This window comes from Paenibacillus sp. 01L418 (assembly GCF_056400045.1).
The window spans coordinates 1-17,714 of sequence record NZ_JBFTSN010000102.1 but is presented as its reverse complement, the minus strand read 5'-3'; the positions used below and the strand labels follow the sequence as shown (position 1 = coordinate 17,714).

Genomic DNA, 17,714 nt, shown 5'->3' with positions numbered 1-17,714 from the left:
TTGTTGAACTTGGAAAAATAATGATAGACAAATGAAAGTTCAATTTGCTATTATGAACTCAATTACTTATTGCAAACCTATATATGAGCTTTATTATGCGAAGAACGCACGTAGTACGCCTTAGTTGGCTGCTGCTGCGTTCTTTTTTTGTGCTCAGAGAGGAATGGGGATGAAAAAGAGACGAAATGCAATCATTAGTTTAACAGCTGCGGTGTTGTCGGCAAGCCTCGTGTATGGCATGTATGAGCTGCAAAGAATTCAAATCCAGGGGGAGGAGACGGTAGCTGTTCTCGTACCCAAACGATTTATTGGGGCTGGCGAGCGGCTTAAGGAAAGTGATTTAGAGTACAAATTGGTTCCGCAATCTGCTTATGTCTCCGACATGGTATTGAAGCTGGAGCAGGCTGCTGGGAAGGAAACGATGATCCCCCTTGGCAAAGGGGAGCCGCTCTTGATCTGGAAGGTCGACGATTATTATTTGCAGCCTAGAAGAAGCGAGTCGACATTTCAAATTCCGAAGGAGTATATACGCTCGATTTCGAATGGGATCAGAGCAGGTGATAAGGTGCTTCTATACGCTTCAGGTGATGCGTCTCCCTCGATGAGGATTTTCTCTGAGGCAGTTACTGTAGCCTCGGTCAAGACATCTGGCAACGTCGAAATAGATAATATTGAGAACCCGAATTTATTTTCGCTGGCTGAGGGAAATAAAGAGCAAATGTATGCGTCTAGGCGGGAAGCTAACGGAATGATTGATTATTTGAATTTAAATTTGTCGGAGGAACAGTGGCTTAAGCTCGACAGCTTATGCAAGGGAGGCTCTTTGAAGCTAGTTGTCGCTTATAGTCCGACATCGCTTGATTTGGTTGCTGGAGAGGAGGCTGAGTAATTGTGAATGGAACGCCAGCGCCTCTTGCAGTATTTATTGGCACGACTCCCAATATCGGAACGACAACCGCGGCGTTTGCAACCGCATATCGTATGGCGGAAGCATGCGGCAAGCCAATCGGCTACTTATGCCTTAATCTCAAAAGCGCGAAGATTCATCGGTATATCGGTGTAGACGAGCCACTTGTAACGCTGGATAAGCTTCGTCCAGAGCTTCGTTCCTATACGTTGACGCCGGAGAAGCTTCGCAGGGCTGTATATTCTGTGCCAGGTCAGCCGAATTTGCAGGTGCTGTTCGGTAATCTCATGAGAGATCAAGCTGAATATTTCACCCCAGAAGAAGCGGAGCATTTGCTTTCGATTGCGGAACAAACTTTTGCATTTGTCATTTTGGATGTGGGTGCCTATTGGGACAACGCAGCGACTATTTGCTCTATCCGTAGAGCGGGCTCGCGCATACTCGTTACAACTCCTGCATTATCGCATTTTCAAGAGGATGGAAGACGCTGGATAGGTCAAGTATCGCCCTTATTTGAAGTCACGCCTGAACAATACGATTCGGTCATTATCAACGGTCCATGGAGAAACGGAGGTTATCAGATGAAGCATATTTGCAAAGAGCTGGGAACAAAGGCACTTGGCCAGCTTCAATTAAGCGAGCCAGTTTTTAGTCAGTTGGATAGTGGAACGTATGCACAGTGGCTGAAGGTTGATACGGAGGGCAAGCAGGTTATGCAGGAGCCCGCCAAAGCGATGATGAAGAGGCATAATATACGCAGTATGAGCACTTCTGTTGCAGTACAGCCTTGGTATCGCAAACTGTTAGCGCATCGCAATGGTACGAGTTCGTGACAGCGGGGCAAAATCGATTTTCGCCTTCCCAATTCGCAGCTCAAATGCAATCGGAGAAAGAAAAACGTGAGCATGATGCAGTTGGTTCCTATTTGCCATCGGACGCACAAGAGGAAATGGGCAAGCTTGCCGATGATATTCGAACTTATTTAAGCGCCCCGCACGGGCTTGGCGAGGAAGAGCGCAGGCAATACAGCGAGACCTTGAATCGTGCAGTGCTTGGCTATACGCAGGAGCGTGAGCAAATTCTTGCGGTTATCACGGATCGATTAATTAGGCTTCGAATACATGGAGCCGCTAATATACAGCATTCGTTTCAATCGCTCGCAGAGGCGTTATTTGCGGAAGTGATAGGATTGAATGTTTTGGAGCTGGTGCTTGCTGACAAGGAAGGCTTGGAGGAAATACAAGTCGTTGGCGAGAGGGTTTTTACGGTAAAGAATGGGGTTACAAATGCTTCAGGCTACCGCTTTAACGACATTCGAGAGGTGGAGCGCATCCAGCAAAATTTAGTGCTCTACAATAATGACCGCATCAATCCGCGTAAACGGTGGGCAGAGGTGATGCTGCGAGATGGATCGCGTGTTACGATGACAGGTTTTGGCTTCACGGCAAACCCGACCTTAACGATTCGATTCTACACGGTACGAAGCTTCAGCCTTGAGACATTAAGTAAACAGGAATACCAGACGATTAATGCGCGAGTAGAGAGCTTGCTTAAAGCCATCTTAGCTGCACGATTCAATATGGTCATTATTGGACCAACGAACTCAGGAAAAACCAATTTAATGAAAGCTTTAATTGCTGAGCTGCCTGATGAAGAACGAATCATTACGATTGAGAGTCGATTTGAGATGATGCTGGGGCGTGATTTTCCAAATAAAAACGTTGTGGAATATATGACCGATGAAGAGGATTCCTATCATCGCTCGGATCAAGCTTTTAAGCTCGCGCTCAGGCAGTCGCCGCAGCGCATTATCCATGCCGAAATTCGCGACATGGATGCGAATATTTATGTCCGTGCCTGCACGCGTGGACATACCGGAAGCATGACGACCGTTCATGCGAACAGGCTGGAGGATGTGCCAGAGGCGATAACCGATATGTGTATGCTCGATGGAAGAGGCATGAACGCTGAACGGCTCGCAAAACGAATTACACAGTATGTAACCGAAATCGGCATTGAAATGAGTTACTTGGGTGGACGGCGAGTCGTTAGTCGGATAGGGGAGCTGTGCTGGGAGAATGGGCAGACAATCGTTAGAGACTGGGTAAGATTTGATGAGTCGCGAAATGATTGGCAGTTTCCAATGGAGCCAACTGTGAGGTCGGCTAGCAGGCTAATCACAGGGGGACTCAACGATGAATAAACTTTCCACAGCAGCAGCGGCATCCTTATTATTTTGCTTAATGTTTATCGCGTTGTATCACCTGTTCAAGCTGTGGTCGACTGAGCAGCAGCTCAGAAGCAAGCTCGCTTACCGGGCAAATAACGGTTGGCGCAAGAAGCTGGCTGAAGGGTTCAGACGATATAGCTGGCTGCATGATCATTTGAATGAACTGCTCGAGACGCTCCGATTGAAAATAACGCCTGCTTCCTTTGCTTGTGTATCAGGATTGCTGTTGCTTGCGGGGATTGCTTCTGGTGGCATATTTTTTCAAAGCGTCAAAGGAACCTTGTTGTTCGGCGCGTTGCTAGGGTTTTTCCCTTATACAATATTACGAGCACTGCTGGTACACCGCAGAATGCAGACGCAAATGGATTTTTTACCTGCGGTGGAGCTATTTTATCAATGTTATCTCGTAACAGGTGAGCGGCATGTCAGGAGTGCGCTGCAGCGCACGGTGGAGGAGAGAAGGCTGCTCGGACCGATGCAGCTTGTTTTTGAACAGCTGTATCGTAATTTATCGGTTCGAGGCGATGATGAAGCAAGCCTGAGGCTGCTCTCCGTTTCACTCGGCCATTTGTGGGCGGATTATTTCGTTCATATTTTGCGGGTGGCGCTTGTTGAGGGGGCTCCTATAACAGATAGCTTAAAAGAGCTTCTAACCGATATGCGCAAGGCAAGAAGAGCGGGCGAGCAGGAACGAAATCGATTGCTAGAGATTCGTGTAGCTAACTTCACGCCTATATTGTTTCTTGCTTTATTTGTAGGCATTAATCTCAGATACAACAAAGATAACTCTTATTATTACTACATCGTTGACCCGATGGGAAGAGATATGCTGCTAAATGCAATGGTGCTCATCTTTGCATCGTTCCTAATGGGTTTGTGGCTTTCACGCAAAAAGATGTGAAAGGAGGCAGTAAATGCCTGAATGGACAGGAGTATCAATACGGTTAGCGCTGTTAATAAGTCAGTGCATAGGCGGCGCGGCTGCGATTTATATGCTTTTGCAGTTGTGGCCGGAGCGGCCATCGAGATGGAAGCACCTCGCTGTATTCGGGTGGCGAACGAGGCAAGCACCGGATAAGTGGCTGCGGTTTTTGCTTATTTCAAGGCAGCATCCTTCTTTTATAGAGCGGGAGCTGCTGCTCGCAGGCTGTGGTGTAACCATCGATACAGCTTGGTATGTTTTTGCAAGGCGATCGTTATTAATTGGTGTAAGCGGGATAATTATTTTGGCTGCTGCATGGTATGAGCGTATAAACGCCTATATCCCCATGTCGTATGCGGGTCCAGGCTTACTCATTGTGATGCTTGTTTTGTATGTCGACCTAATATGGCTGCGTTCTATTCGCAAGGTGCGCACCCTGCAAATTACGAAAGAAATTTTCATTATTAGCAGGCAGCTTCTTTATTTATCCGATTCCTCCCTGCATGTTCATGCGAAGCTTCTGAGATGTGTACCCTTTACGAGAGCGATGCGCTATGATCTTGAACGGCTTCTGGCTGAATGGTATCACGATGCGGGCGGCGCACTTCAACGGTTTAAGCAAAGGCTCGGAACGGAGGAGGCTTTGAGCTTTGTAGAAACGATTGATGCGCTTCGACTCCATGAGAGTCCGCAATATTACGAATTGCTGCGTGTACGTATAGAGGATTATAAAGAGAAGCTGGAGCTGGCTAAAGAAAGTCGTAAGGAATCAACCTCTTATTTTTTGTTTGTTATCGCGGGAATCCCCATCTTGTATACCTTTCAAGTGTTTATATATCCATGGGTGAGAGAAGGACAGAAGCTGTTTGAATCGCTAGGCTAATCATTAATCGGTTATTTTGGAAAGGAGGTGGTAGCATGCGTAATATTTTGATGACAGTCATGATGCTTGTTGTTGTTATCGTTTTGTTTAACTCAATCATCGCTGAGGACAAGACTGGAACTAGCAGTCAGATCGAATCGCAAGGAACAGCAGCCAATACAAAAATTGGCGCTCTGCTTCCTTAAGCTCAGCTGCATAAAATTATAAAGTAGAGCGGAGGTGTTCCATTATTGCGCTCAATACTTGTATCGATGCTGCTGCTTATTGCCGTAATTATTTGCTATCAAGCAGTTGCTGATGGTGATAAGGGAATGAAGAAGCAAATCGATGGGGCAGGCAGCTCGATAAGCAGCCATATTAGGGAAATGAGTCCATGAAGCAAATATTGATTTTCGTTTTGTTTGCAGGGCTTTTATGCTGGCTTATGTTTTCGCCCATTTATAAGCATGTTCTCATTGTTAGACAAGCTGTTTTGCAGCAGGAGGTAGATTATTTACTGGAAATAGGCGCTAGTGGAACCTACGGCTACATTAGCGAGGAAATGCAAGAGCAATCTAGGCAGCGTATGGCTCGCTATGGCATGCAGGCTGACCAGATCGAATATAAACTAGCTACAACGAGTGGTGTCACAGCTTCAAACCCTAGCGCCCCTGTTGTAAGAGGGACCGGCATTTCGTTGACACTTAGCTACCCGTATGAGGATTTATTTGAAATAGATCGATTAATTGGTCTGGCACCTCCGCTGCCGAGCGAGCGAATGCGGGCTTTTGGAATGAAAATGAGTGAATATTTGCCATAACGGAAAGAGGTGAATGAATCGATGTACAAGCTATTGCTTATCGTGTTGATGATGACGGTCTGGATATCGATTCATTTGCTTCAGGTTGAAGAGGAGCTTGCGATGCGCACCTTGTTCCAAAGCAAGCGAGCGATTAATCGAGCTGCGCATGCAGCTGCACAACAGCTTGATCCAGCGGCGCTTGGCAATGGCGTGCTTCGATTATCTCCAGGTGAAGCGGCAGCGGCAGCGACTTTATATTTGCGAGAAAATTTAAGGCTGGATGAACAAGGCGTGCCGCTGCCGGAATCATTTTTGAAAAAGCGAGTTGAGGTACTCGTATTTGAGATCGTAAATGATGAAAAAACTTTTCCATACCTTTATCGAAATGAGACCTTTGATTATGAGGTGACGCTTAATCGGCCGGGAGTTGTGTTGATTGTACATATCGTGTATCCGCGAGCGTTTCAAGTGATGGATCCTATTGAATGGGATATTAAGGGGGCAGCAGAGCTGGTAGCAGGTTGACGAAAATTTGGAAAATTGGTGTAATAAGAGGAGGGAAATAAATAGGAGTTGATTAACGAAGTGATGGATATTAAAGCAGATGTTCCTGCTGAGCTTATCAAACAACGAATTGAGCGATTGCAGGACGTTATGAAAGCAGAGCGAATTATTGGTTTTCTTATTACTCAAAATGTAGATCTATATTATTTTTGCGGATCTATGCAAACGGGTTATTTATTTATTCCAAGCATTGGGGAACCTACCTTTTATGTACGTCGCAGCGTTCAACGCGCTAAGCTGGAGACGGTCATTCAGGTAGAGGAGCTCGGTGCTTTTCGTGTTTTTGGAGAAACGCTGGCAAAGAACTATGCGTATTTGTTTAACAAAGGAGAGGAGCTGCGGATAGCCGCCGATCTAGATGTGCTTCCAGCGCAGCTTTACATCAAGCTGACGGAGCTGCTTGGCACATCGGGACGTTGCGAGCTGATGGATGGCTCAGCTCACATTCGGAGATTGCGAATGATTAAATCTCCATGGGAAGTAAGCCGTATCGAGGCAGCTGCCGAAGTAGTGGCACAAGCATTAAGCGAGGCGCTGAATGATCTTAAGGAAGGAATCAGCGAGCTTGAATGGATGGCGCGTGTTGAATATGAGCTTCGTATACGCGGACATATTGGTTTGATGCGCATGCGCGGATATAACCAAGAGATAACGACCGGTATGGTTATTTCGGGAGCTGCAGCAGCGGTTCCATCCTATTTTGATGGACCTGCGGGCGGACTTGGTCTTGGCGGGGCATCGCCGCAAAGCGTAAGCAGATCGATCATCAAACGCAATGAACCTATATTAATTGATATTGGCTGCTGTGTAGATGGATATGTTATCGATCAGACACGTACAGCCGTAATAGGGAAGCTTTCTGAAACCCTTCACCATGCCTACAAGGTGTCGGAGTCAGTAATTGCTGATTCTGAGAAACTTATGATTCCTGGCACGCCTTGCGCAAGGCTTTATGAGGCTGCGCTTGAGAGCTGTGCAGCAGCTAAGCTAACCGATCATTTTWTGGGTTATGGTGCGGATCAAGCCAAGTTTCTAGGGCATGGCATTGGGCTTGAAATCGATGAGTGGCCTGTACTGGCAAAAGGTTTTCAAATGCCTCTGCAGCCCGGCATGGTTATCGCAGTTGAACCGAAATTCACGTTTCCGGGAGAAGGCGTGGTCGGTATTGAGAATAGCTATTTAATTACGGAGCAAGGCGCTAGAGCGCTGACTCGTCCCAAGGCGGAGCTCATTCTTTTGCCTTAACAAATAGAGGGGGAAACGATAGAAATGAATCGAAAGTTAACGAATCGGCTTCATCGTGATTATATTACGGTTTATCGCATTAGTGAGCTAATTACGAACGGTATTTTTCTCGCTTTAATCATCGCCTATTTTTCTTGTGCAACGATTTGGGATTGGACGCTAATACCAGGATGGATCGCATTATCCATTTTTGCCATCTCTTTTATTATGTTCACTTGGGTTATTCCAGAAATGAAGTATACGCGATTTTCATATGAGCTATTTGACGATGAGCTTGAAATTCAATCAGGTCTTATCTTTTTGAGCAATGTTCTTGTTCCGATGGTACGCGTACAGCATGTCGAGCTTGAGAGCGGTCCTCTGATGCGGAAGTATGATCTGGCTAGCGTATCGATAGTTACAGCTGCTACAACCCACCGAATCAGTGGTTTGAAGCAATCGGAAGCAGAGCAGTTGAAACGTAAAATTGGAATTTTGGCTAAGGTGGATGATCAGGATGAATGATCGCCGCACGCTTCATCCAATGTATATATTGTTCGGACTGCTGAATACGATTAAAGGTTTTATTCCTGTTATCTTGATCGGCGTATTGAAAGGGACCAGTTGGACTAATTTGAATTGGTACTGGTATACCGGGGCAGCCGTTTTATCTGTCGTATTATTAGTCTTTAGTTTTTTTGAATGGAAGCGTTTCGGATTTTGGCTGGAAGAGGATCGTATTATCATTCGAAAAGGCTTGTTGTTCAGGGATGAGAAAACGATCTACTATACACGTATCCACTCCGTTAACGTCGAACAGCCGCTTATACAGCGGTTACTCGGGGTTGCTCAAGTGAAGATCGAGACGCCTGGCGGCAATAAGAAGGCAGATGGGATATTGCCGGCACTCTCTATAAAAGAAGCAAATGACATCCAGTACATGCTTAGAAAACAAGCATCGTCGATCGTTGTACCGACTGATCCGGCTGCTGAACATATCGCGGTCAATGAACAGGCTGATGAGCAGGTTGTTGTAAAAATAAACAATAAGCCGCTTACACCGCAAGCTCCGACTGTCGAGGCCAGCACCAAAAAATCGGAGATAACGTTATCGGCTGCGCAGCTTCTTCAAGCAGCTGCGACATCGACTAATTTTGGTCTCGTAGCGGCGTTTTTGGCGGGTTTGTTTTCTTTTGCAGATGATATTATCAATCAGCTTCTCCCGGATCACTTTTTTGAAACGGTTGTCGAGGATTCAACTAGTTTAATGCCAAGCTACATACTCATCGTAATTGTTGTCGTTATTGGAATTGTGCTGGCATGGYTTCTGTCTATTGTTTTGTACGTGCTGAAGTATAGCGGCTTCTCCATTAAAAGAGATGGCAGGCAAATTGCAGTTTCTTATGGTTTACTTGAGAAAAAATCGTTTGTTTTTGACCCGAAGAAGGTTCAGGCGGTTATCGTCAACGAAGGACCGCTCCGGCAGGCGATTGGTTATGCGGAAATCCAGCTTCAAATCGTATCATCGGACAAAAAGGAACAGCTTATGCTGCATCCTTTTCTGAAGTTTTCCGATATTCAAAAAGTACTCGATGAATTTGTTCCTCAAATGAACATTCCTTCGAGAGCTAAGCTGATCGGTGCGCCAAAACGTGCCTTCATTTATTACGTTAGAATCGAATTATTGATTACTCTGCTTTTATGTACCGCATTGATCGTATTATTTAAAGCAGATGGGTTATGGTCGCTAATACTGTTGCCGATAGTTATTTTGTGGAGAAAAAGCTGCTATAACGCTGCGGGGGTTCATTTGGGAGAAGGCCAGTTAACGCTTCGCAATCGTTTTTTATCACGATCTACTTATATGGTTAGGCGCCCGCAAATTGTAACGATGAGAGTAAGCCGCTCCATTTGGCAGCAGAAAAAAAATCTGTTTGCAATAGCGGTTCGGGTTCTGGGCAGCCCTTACGAATATCGTGTGAAATCACTCGATCGTGCGGACTTGCAGCCTGTATGGAATTGGTACAGCCGCAGTCATAACAAACAATAGAATATGGTTTCCATTCAACAGCTGCGGAAGAGCTACTATTTCCGCAGTTGTTTTATTTTAAAAAAATAAATTTAAAAGCAAATGAACGAAATGTGCTAGTGAACCGTCTAAGCTACAAGTGAATGAAAAAGAGGAGGTTGCGCGCTCGTGCATGACGAGACGAAGCTAATTAAGCAAGCAGTTCGCGGCGATTCGCGAGCGCTCTCGGAACTGCTGCGACAAAATTATTCATTTCTGTATCAATACGCACTTAAAGTAACGATGAACAAAACACGTGCGGAGGATGTCACACAGGAAACGATGCTGAAAGCGATTGAAAAAATAGCGACCTTTCAGATTAAAGCCAAATTTTCTACTTGGCTTATAACGATAGCATCGAGGCTCGTTGTTGATCGAATTCGGCGAAACGAGCTTGAAAAGCATTGGGTGCAAGAGGAGCAGTCGCTCAGGTCCATTCGCTACAATACTTTGCAGCGAGGAGATGAATGGCCCGAGGCGCTTCAAGCATTAGGTGATCTGAATAGCGATACTCGAATACCGGTATTGTTGAAATATTATTACGGCTACTCACAAGAGGAAATCTCCTCGATGCTGGATATCCCAGTAGGGACAGTAAAATCAAGGCTGCATAATGGGTTAAAGCAGCTGCGGAAGGAGCTAACGGAGCATGAAGAAGCTTAAAGAGGAAACAGAGGATCAGAAGTGGTTCGATGATCAACTGCAAGAGACATTAAATCGATTTGATGCTATTCATGCACCGCATGTTCCAGAGCTGCAAAGATTCGAGGACATGGTGGATGCGCATAAGCAGCAAATGAAAAGAAAGCTATGGAAGGATCTTTTGATTTTTTGGCTGTTAGCTTGTTTAATTTTTGGAATGATGATGTGGATGTTGGATCGTAACTTGGTATGGTTCGCTGTGCTTCAAGTGGTCATTGCCGTTGGAGGCATAGGTTTTGTTGGCATAACGTTTGGTCGAAGGAAGGTGCGAACATGGAAGAGCTGAAGATCATACCGATTTGGGGATGGATTTTGCTTATCTCTGTCTTGATCGCACAATCAACGTGGCTATTCATCGATGCTCGTAAAAGGGACAGTATGCCTTGGTTTTGGGGGTTATGGGGTTTGATTCAGGCGCCGATGCCGCTTCTCTTTTATTTTATTTTTGTGCGGAGCGGATGGTTTCCACGTCGCCGTGGAAAAGGAAATGAATAGCCTGATCATTTTTAAATCGAACTAAGGGGGCTTTAAAATGAATAATCAAATCGAATTATCGGATATATTACCTATCATTGCACCAATAATCGTTATTCAATTGATCTTAATGGTGATTGCATTGGTATTGTGTGCTAAGGCGGAGAGTACACGCGGTCCTAAGCTGATGTGGGTTTTAATTATTATATTTGTAAATATTTTTGGCCCGATCGCCTTCTTTATTGCTGGAAGGAGGAATGAAAGATGAGCGCATTGCTTCAGGTGAAGGGACTCACAAAAACGTTCGGTACAGTTGATGCAGTAGCTGGAATCGATTTTTCGATTGCGACAGGCCACTGTGTTGCCCTTCTAGGACCGAACGGAGCAGGGAAAACAACAACAATTAAAATGATTACAGGCCTGCTTAAGCAGACGGCAGGACAAATGGATTTTATGGGATCTGCTCAAGCAGGCAATCATCGTGAGTTGATTGGATACTTGCCGCAATCACCGTCGTTCTATAATTGGATGACTGGAATGGAATATGTGATATATGCAGGTAAATTATGCGGTCTCAGCGCTGCAGAGGCCAAAAAACGAGCCAAAGAGTTGCTGGAGCGTGTCGGGATTTCCTCTGCTGCGAAGCGGAGAATAGGCTCCTATTCCGGAGGCATGAAGCAGCGCTTAGGTCTGGCTCAAGCGCTTGTCCATCAGCCTAAGCTGCTTGTTATGGATGAGCCCGTTTCAGCGCTTGATCCGATTGGACGCAGAGAGGTGCTTGAATTGCTGCGTGAGCTGAAGCGGGAGACGACGGTGCTTTTCTCGACGCATGTTCTGCATGATGCCGAGGAACTGTGTGATGATGTCATTATTATTCGGAATGGGAAAGTTGCGCTGCAAGGAGCGATTGAGAAGATTCGCAATGAGCATCGCAAACCGATCATTGAGCTTCAGATTGAACGTGATGCAAATTCAGAACGCTGGTTATCCTCTTATGTAGAGCGTATCCAGCCGGCCCTTACGAATAGCGGCAAAACTAGTCTCTTTCAAGATGTTCAATTGCACAATGGAATTGCACGATTTACTGTAAACGAAGTGGATGCAGCTAGACGGAGTTTGCTTGAAGAATTGACGAGAGAACAAGTTAAGGTAAGCAAATTGGAGATTGGTCATTCATCATTGGAGGATTTATTTATGAGGGTGGTGACTGCATGAGTACAAAAGAAATGAGTCGTTTACAGACAGTTACTGTTCCTTCAGCTGGATCGTCAAGCTTTACTCGATACATGGTTATGGTTCAAAAGGAGCTTCTCGAACTTATGCGAAGCTTTAAGCTGCTATGGGTGCCATTAGTATTTATATTGCTCGGTATTATGCAGCCGGTATCAACCTATTTCATGCCGGTCATATTGGAGAAGGCAGGAAGTTTGCCGGAGGGAACGGTTATCGAAATTCCTACGCCGCTCGGTACTGAGGTTCTTGCACAAACACTGCAGCAATTTGGCACACTAGGGGTTCTTGTTCTCGTGCTCGTTTGTATGGGGACGGTGTCTGGTGAGCGTATCAACGGCTCAGCATCACTTATTCTTGTAAAGCCGATTTCGGTATTATCTTACATCTGCTCCAAATGGACAGCTATCGTTATGCTTACCTGGGGTTCATTTATAGCGGGGTATCTTGCTTCTTGGTACTATACAGGCTTGTTGATCGGCGATGCTCCAATGGATAAGGTGTTTAACAGCTTGCTTATCTACGGTTTATGGCTCACCTTTGTAGCAACGATTACGCTCCTTTTCAGCTCGCTGCTTCGGAGTCCGGCGGCTGCGGCGTTCTCGGCATTGGGGGGAGCTGTCATTTTATCCATTTTGACGGGGCTGTTTCCTAAGGCACTGGGGTGGAGTCCAGGCGCATTAAGCGGTTTTGCCTATCAAGCCGCGGTATCAGGTATAGAAAATAATTATCGATTCGGTTGGTCGATTTTGATCACAATGATATGTATTGCAGCGTCTATTTGCTTATCAGCAACGGTTCTTCGCAGAAGTTCAGCTGTTGAATAATGTAATTATTCCGTCTATCAACTCTCTTCGATTGGACACCGCTATCATTTTTTAGTAGGATAGTAGTGAAAGAATCAGCGGCGAAGAAACAGGAGTTGAGGACGATGCTACAGCTAGGCACAAAGGTCGTCATTGTGGCTGACCAATATGAACAAAACCTGCCCATCGGGGAACATGGTTATATTATAGCTTACGACCGCAATGCGGATAATGTATTTGATTACGTGCTCAGAGTACCCTCTGCGAATCGTAATTTCCTTATTCCTGATGAAGATGTAGAACTTGAAGAGGTACTCATTCAAGATGAGGTTGACCGCATTGAACGTGAGGCTTTAATTGATTTTGCTCTTGCTACACATAATGAAGAATTGTTTAAACGAATTATGAACGGTGAAGAAGAAACGGAAGCGGAACCAGAGAGTACGGCAACGGAGACGCTTAGCCCAGCGGACTTTATTCGTCAGGTTAATTTAAAGGCTTGGATTTAAAAGAATAGCTTGAGCTTTGGACTGTCCTGTAAGTCACTTTGGTGACCGCGGAACAGTCTTTTTTTTATGCCTAGAATTATAGAGATTTATGTGAGCTTGTGGTGATAAAATGGACGAAATGTTATGAACCGTGGAAGGGGCTGCTGCATTGCACAGAGAGAGCGTTAAAAGATTGATCAAAATAGCAGTATTTCTACTCATTACAATTGTATTGACAGCCAGCCTGCAGGCATTAACGCAATCTAACCGAGACTTGCCGCAAGCAAAGCGGGGAGTGCTGGATTTATCTAATTGGAGCCTTGAGCAGGATGGCCCTGTTTTTCTTGATGGTGAATGGGAATTTTACGAAGGACAGCTGCTTACGCCTGCCGATTTTCACCAAAACAATTCGGGAATTTCTTATTTATCTGTACCTGCTACTTGGACAGGGAAAAACGCTAAAGGAGGTATGGCTCGAAAAGGCTTTGGGACATATCGTCTAAAGATTCTTCTCCAAGATGAAAAGGAAGGTTTGGGTCTGAAAACAAGAAGTATCCGAATGGCTCATCGGTTATTTATTAATGGCAAATTGGAAAGCGAAAGTGGACAACCATCCTCGAGCAAAAAATTGAACATACCTGGAAATACGCCTTCTAGCGCTTTTTTTCAAACCGAAACGAGGGAAGTTGAGCTTGTTATTCAGATATCCAATTATGTGTTTGTCACTGGGGGGATCGTCAATTCGATTTCGTTCGGATTGGATTATGATATTAGCAAGATGAATGGCAGACAGCTAGGCATAGGAATTGGACTTGTTTTGATTATGGGTATGTTCGGGGCGTATCATCTTATCTTTTATTATCTTGGACGGAGGAATAAAGCTTACTTGCTTAGCGGATTGTACCTGCTAATCTTGTCTTTAGAGCGTTCACTGAATGGTGAGAAAATATTTCAACAGCTGCTTCCGAACATTCCATTCGACATCACTTATAAGCTGCTTGATTTGAGCCAAGTTTTAAGTGCTATGGTCATTATTATATTTTTTTGTTCATTTGATGCCAGGTTATTGTCGCCGAGAAACTTAAAGCTGTTTCAAACGCCATTTATCCTTTATATTGCTGCTGTTTTGCTGCTGCCGTACAGCGTTCACATTAATGTAAAAGGTTTAACTTTATATTATTTAGGGCTGTTGGTGTCGTATATCATTTTGAAAATGGCTGTATTTTACATACGCAGTGAGAGTACTTCGTCTGAAGGGAAAGAATGGCTTCTGTTCATTGGGAGCGGCGTTTCTTTGATGGTTTTTCTCCTATACGATGGTCTCTACTCGACGAATGTCGTAGACACTAATTTAGTGGGAACATTCGGTATTATCGGATTTATTGTCATTATAAATATTTTGCTCGCTGTAAGATTTTCGAATGCCTATGAGAAAACTGAAATACTCTCCCGTCAATTGCTCGTTTCCAATCAACTGAAGGATGAGTTTTTGATGAGTACCTCTCATGAGATCAAAACACCTCTGCACGGTATTATGAACATGACAGCTCATTTGCTTGAGGATGAGGATCATAATTTGCAGCCAAAGCAAAAACAAAATCTTTGGTTGATCAAGGATACTTCCACTAAACTGTCTATGTTAATTCATGACTTAATTGATGTAAGCCGCTTGAAGCATGGAGAATTAAGGCTGCATATGACAGTGGTGGATTTGCGAGTAGCCGTTCAGATCGTATTTGATGTACTGCAATTCGAGCTAGCTGGGAAGTCGGTGCGATTAGACAATCAGGTGGAAGTGGATATTTGGGTAGTTGCAGATGAAAGCAGACTTAGACAGGTGCTCTATAATCTGATTTATAACGCAATTAGGCATACAGAGAACGGCTGGATAAGGGTTAATTCGAGGTTGTTGGACAATAGGGTAGCTATCACTGTTGAGGATACGGGAAAAGGAATTCCGAGCAATAAATTTTTGAAGGTTTTCGAATATTTTGAGCAGCTGGAAGAAACGCTTCCGTCGGATGGTTATATGGGAATGGGCGTTGGTCTGTACATTAGCCGCAAGCTGGTTGAGCGAATGGACGGCGAAATTCGAGTGGATTGGTCCGAGATCGGTGAAGGAACTCGTATGCTCTTTACACTGCCTAGGGCTTTAGACATTCAAGGCTATCGGGAAGCTTCGGCATCCTCAGAAAACGAAATGGTGCAGCGAGTGACAGCTGATCACGCCTCGCTCGACGTTATAGGCTATTATGATCGTACCATTTTAATAGTGGATGACGAGGCCTCCAATATTTATAGCTTATTACATATATTAAAGCAGCATCGATACAATGTGATTACAGCATTTTCGGCTAAAGAAGCGATGTTCAAGATGGACGAGCATCCTCGTGTGGACCTTGTTATTTTAGATGTCATGATGCCGGGTACTTCTGGTATTGAGCTATGCCGTACACTGCGAGACCGCTATTCGATTCTAGATTTGCCCATTCTCTTCGCGACTGTTAAGGACACACCTGCAGATATTGCGTTAGGTTTCAGGGCAGGTGCTAATGATTATATAACGAAGCCATTTGATGGTGAGACGCTGCTTGCTAGAATCCAAACATTGATTGCAATGAAAACCTCCATTCAGGAGGCCATTCAAAATGAGCTAGCCTTTCATCAGGCTCAAATTAAGCCTCATTTTTTGTTCAACGCGTTAAGCAGCGTTATTTCCTTCTGTTATACAGATGGAGAAAAAGCAGCCTATTTATTGTCGATGCTAAGTCAATATATACGCTACATTTTAGATACGGATCGATCTAATTTAGTCGTTCCTCTAGACCGTGAGCTTGAATTGATTCATGCCTATGTTGAGATCGAAAAGGCTAGGTTTGGAGAGCGGTTTACTTTTATCTCTCATGTAGATGAAGGTCTTCAAGATGTAGAGATTCCTTCTTTATGCATACAGCCCTTTGTTGAGAATGCGATCCGTCACGGGTTGTTTGATAAAGAGGGAGAGGGCACTGTTTCATTAAAGATTAATGAAGGACATGGCTATATACAAGTAACCGTCGAGGACGATGGTGTTGGAATGTCGGATATTCTGCTTAGTCAAATAACGAGCGGAGAGAAGCGGGATGGGGGCATTGCTATCGCTAATATTCGAAAGCGGCTAGAGGCCATTTCTGGTGCTGCATTCACCGTTCATTCAGAGCAAGGGAGCGGAACAAAGATAACGATGTATTTGCCTTATGGTATCGTATAGGGTGAATAATCATGACGCAACACTTGGACGATATTTTGGATGAAGGATTAAAGGGGTGAAGATTATGTTTCGGGCTGTCATTATTGAAGATGAGAAGCCGATATTGGAATTGATGAAGGTTATTTTAGGACGGAATACTAATTACACCATTGTGGGAGCGTTCACTAATCCTATTGAAGCACTAGAGAAGATGGAAGACATTAAGCCCGACGTAGCTTTCATAGATGTGGAGATGCCTAAGATGAATGGGCTTGAGCTTGCACGGAAAGTACGGGCGTTAACGATACAGACAGAAATTGTTTTTACAACTGCTTACAAGAACTATGCTCTGGACGCGTTTGGGGTAGAAGCGATTGATTATATTTTAAAGCCAGTAACACCTTCAACAATTGAACGGGTGACAGAACGTTTAGTTAATCGGCAGCGCGCAACTACAATGGTCATCCCTCAAAAGGATTTATCTATGATCCAATGTTTTGGTGGGTTCGAGGTTCGCAATTCGGAAGGGGTTCCTGTACATTTTCGGACACGCAGGGCTGAGGAGCTGTTTGCCTATTTTCTGTGTCATTCGGGACGCAATATTAGCAAATGGCAGGTAATGGATTTGTTGTGGCCGGATATGCCGGAGGAGAGAAGCTCTTCCAATCTATACAATACAATTTATCTTATGAAGAAAATATTGAAAGAAAATGAACTCGGCATGAGCATTCGCAAAATGAATGATGGTTACATGATGGAAACGGGAAACCAAATGTATGATGCGCTAGCGTTCCAACGCTCAAATGTCTCTTTTGCCGAGGGGAAGCTGGATAGGGAGCAAATGGAGTATTTATGTGCGCTGTATCAAGGGCCGCTGCTGGATGGGAAAACCTATCTATGGAAAATACCACTGGAGGAAGCTTATTTTAAACAATACTCCACGATGACCAAAAAGCTAGTTGAAGATGATTTATTATCGAATGACTGGAATCAAGCGGAGCATCGCCTCGACAAATATTTGGCTGTTTATCCGCTCCATGAAGAGATGAATCAGCTTATGATCGATATTTATGAGAGACAAGGGAACAGAGAGAAGATGCTTCGACTATATACGAAATATGAGAGGGCCAGCCGCGAAGAGCTTGGAATAGAGCCGTCTTTGGAAATGAAGAGCAGGTTATCTACGTTCTAGATTCATTAAAAATA

At 44.6% G+C, this 17,714-nt stretch carries 21 protein-coding genes; all 21 read left to right on the top strand.

The genetic code is table 11. The features are described 5' to 3' along the window. The first annotated feature begins 169 nt into the window (after window positions 1–169). The 21 genes from AC1DSE_RS14760 to AC1DSE_RS14660 all read left to right on the top strand — a co-directional run bounded on the left by AC1DSE_RS14760 (window position 170) and on the right by AC1DSE_RS14660 (window position 17,700). Window positions 170–889: a CpaB family protein gene (locus tag AC1DSE_RS14760; protein WP_441876963.1), complete on the top strand. Its 720-nt coding sequence runs from the start codon at window positions 170–172 to the stop codon at window positions 887–889. 2 nt (window positions 890–891) lie between these two features. Further along, complete coding sequence (locus AC1DSE_RS14755) at window positions 892–1,740, top strand: CpaE/TadZ family protein (protein ID WP_477512805.1); 849 nt, start codon at window positions 892–894, stop codon at window positions 1,738–1,740. Next, window positions 1,695–3,110: an ATPase, T2SS/T4P/T4SS family gene (locus AC1DSE_RS14750; protein WP_477512804.1), complete on the top strand. Its 1,416-nt coding sequence runs from the start codon at window positions 1,695–1,697 to the stop codon at window positions 3,108–3,110. Before AC1DSE_RS14755 ends, AC1DSE_RS14750 begins: the two co-directional genes overlap by 46 nt. Beyond that, window positions 3,103–4,038, top strand: coding sequence for a type II secretion system F family protein (locus AC1DSE_RS14745; RefSeq protein ID WP_477512803.1), 936 nt, complete (start codon window positions 3,103–3,105; stop codon window positions 4,036–4,038). Before AC1DSE_RS14750 ends, AC1DSE_RS14745 begins: the two co-directional genes overlap by 8 nt. Before the next feature lie 13 nt (window positions 4,039–4,051). Then, window positions 4,052–4,942 (top strand): hypothetical protein, encoded by an 891-nt coding sequence (locus AC1DSE_RS14740; RefSeq protein WP_441876951.1) that lies wholly within the window; start codon window positions 4,052–4,054, stop codon window positions 4,940–4,942. Between the two features lie 35 nt (window positions 4,943–4,977). Further along, complete coding sequence (locus AC1DSE_RS14735) at window positions 4,978–5,127, top strand: hypothetical protein (RefSeq protein WP_179089950.1); 150 nt, start codon at window positions 4,978–4,980, stop codon at window positions 5,125–5,127. Window positions 5,128–5,172: 45 nt separating this feature from the next. Beyond that, window positions 5,173–5,319, top strand: a complete 147-nt coding sequence (locus tag AC1DSE_RS14730) for a hypothetical protein (RefSeq protein WP_441913223.1) — start codon at window positions 5,173–5,175, stop codon at window positions 5,317–5,319. After that, a complete protein-coding gene (locus AC1DSE_RS14725; protein ID WP_441876945.1) occupies window positions 5,316–5,741 on the top strand; it encodes a hypothetical protein in 426 nt (141 codons plus the stop codon). Before AC1DSE_RS14730 ends, AC1DSE_RS14725 begins: the two co-directional genes overlap by 4 nt. A gap of 21 nt (window positions 5,742–5,762) precedes the next feature. After that, on the top strand, window positions 5,763–6,248 hold the full coding sequence (locus AC1DSE_RS14720) for a hypothetical protein (RefSeq protein WP_441876943.1): 486 nt from the start codon (window positions 5,763–5,765) through the stop codon (window positions 6,246–6,248). 63 nt (window positions 6,249–6,311) lie between these two features. After that, window positions 6,312–7,532 (top strand): M24 family metallopeptidase, encoded by a 1,221-nt coding sequence (locus AC1DSE_RS14715; RefSeq protein WP_477527829.1) that lies wholly within the window; start codon window positions 6,312–6,314, stop codon window positions 7,530–7,532. 24 nt (window positions 7,533–7,556) lie between these two features. Continuing rightward, window positions 7,557–8,036 carry a PH domain-containing protein gene (locus AC1DSE_RS14710; RefSeq protein ID WP_339207432.1) on the top strand — a complete coding sequence of 160 codons (480 nt, stop codon included), beginning with the start codon at window positions 7,557–7,559 and terminating at the stop codon, window positions 8,034–8,036. Then, window positions 8,029–9,561: a PH domain-containing protein gene (locus AC1DSE_RS14705; protein ID WP_477527828.1), complete on the top strand. Its 1,533-nt coding sequence runs from the start codon at window positions 8,029–8,031 to the stop codon at window positions 9,559–9,561. Before AC1DSE_RS14710 ends, AC1DSE_RS14705 begins: the two co-directional genes overlap by 8 nt. A gap of 147 nt (window positions 9,562–9,708) precedes the next feature. Continuing rightward, window positions 9,709–10,242 (top strand): RNA polymerase sigma factor SigY, encoded by a 534-nt coding sequence (sigY, locus tag AC1DSE_RS14700; RefSeq protein ID WP_441876934.1) that lies wholly within the window; start codon window positions 9,709–9,711, stop codon window positions 10,240–10,242. After that, entirely contained in the window at window positions 10,229–10,567 is a 339-nt protein-coding gene (locus tag AC1DSE_RS14695; RefSeq protein ID WP_441876931.1) for a YxlC family protein, read from the top strand. The genes sigY and AC1DSE_RS14695 overlap by 14 nt, the downstream gene beginning before the upstream one ends. Further along, window positions 10,555–10,776: a sigmaY antisigma factor component gene (locus tag AC1DSE_RS14690; protein WP_441876928.1), complete on the top strand. Its 222-nt coding sequence runs from the start codon at window positions 10,555–10,557 to the stop codon at window positions 10,774–10,776. The genes AC1DSE_RS14695 and AC1DSE_RS14690 overlap by 13 nt, the downstream gene beginning before the upstream one ends. Before the next feature lie 37 nt (window positions 10,777–10,813). Beyond that, window positions 10,814–11,023, top strand: a complete 210-nt coding sequence (locus tag AC1DSE_RS14685; RefSeq protein WP_339207436.1) for a PLD nuclease N-terminal domain-containing protein — start codon at window positions 10,814–10,816, stop codon at window positions 11,021–11,023. Then, the gene (locus tag AC1DSE_RS14680) at window positions 11,020–11,970 is read left to right on the top strand and encodes an ABC transporter ATP-binding protein (RefSeq protein WP_477512801.1); all 951 of its coding nucleotides are present in this window, start codon (window positions 11,020–11,022) and stop codon (window positions 11,968–11,970) included. Before AC1DSE_RS14685 ends, AC1DSE_RS14680 begins: the two co-directional genes overlap by 4 nt. Then, the gene (locus tag AC1DSE_RS14675) at window positions 11,967–12,812 is read left to right on the top strand and encodes an ABC transporter permease (protein WP_477512800.1); all 846 of its coding nucleotides are present in this window, start codon (window positions 11,967–11,969) and stop codon (window positions 12,810–12,812) included. Before AC1DSE_RS14680 ends, AC1DSE_RS14675 begins: the two co-directional genes overlap by 4 nt. 104 nt (window positions 12,813–12,916) lie before the next feature. Next, on the top strand, window positions 12,917–13,300 hold the full coding sequence (locus AC1DSE_RS14670; protein WP_339207439.1) for an ATPase: 384 nt from the start codon (window positions 12,917–12,919) through the stop codon (window positions 13,298–13,300). Window positions 13,301–13,448: 148 nt separating this feature from the next. After that, window positions 13,449–16,529 carry an ATP-binding protein gene (locus tag AC1DSE_RS14665; protein ID WP_477512799.1) on the top strand — a complete coding sequence of 1,027 codons (3,081 nt, stop codon included), beginning with the start codon at window positions 13,449–13,451 and terminating at the stop codon, window positions 16,527–16,529. Window positions 16,530–16,593: 64 nt separating this feature from the next. Further along, a complete protein-coding gene (locus tag AC1DSE_RS14660; protein WP_477512816.1) occupies window positions 16,594–17,700 on the top strand; it encodes a response regulator in 1,107 nt (368 codons plus the stop codon). Window positions 17,701–17,714: the final 14 nt, after the last annotated feature.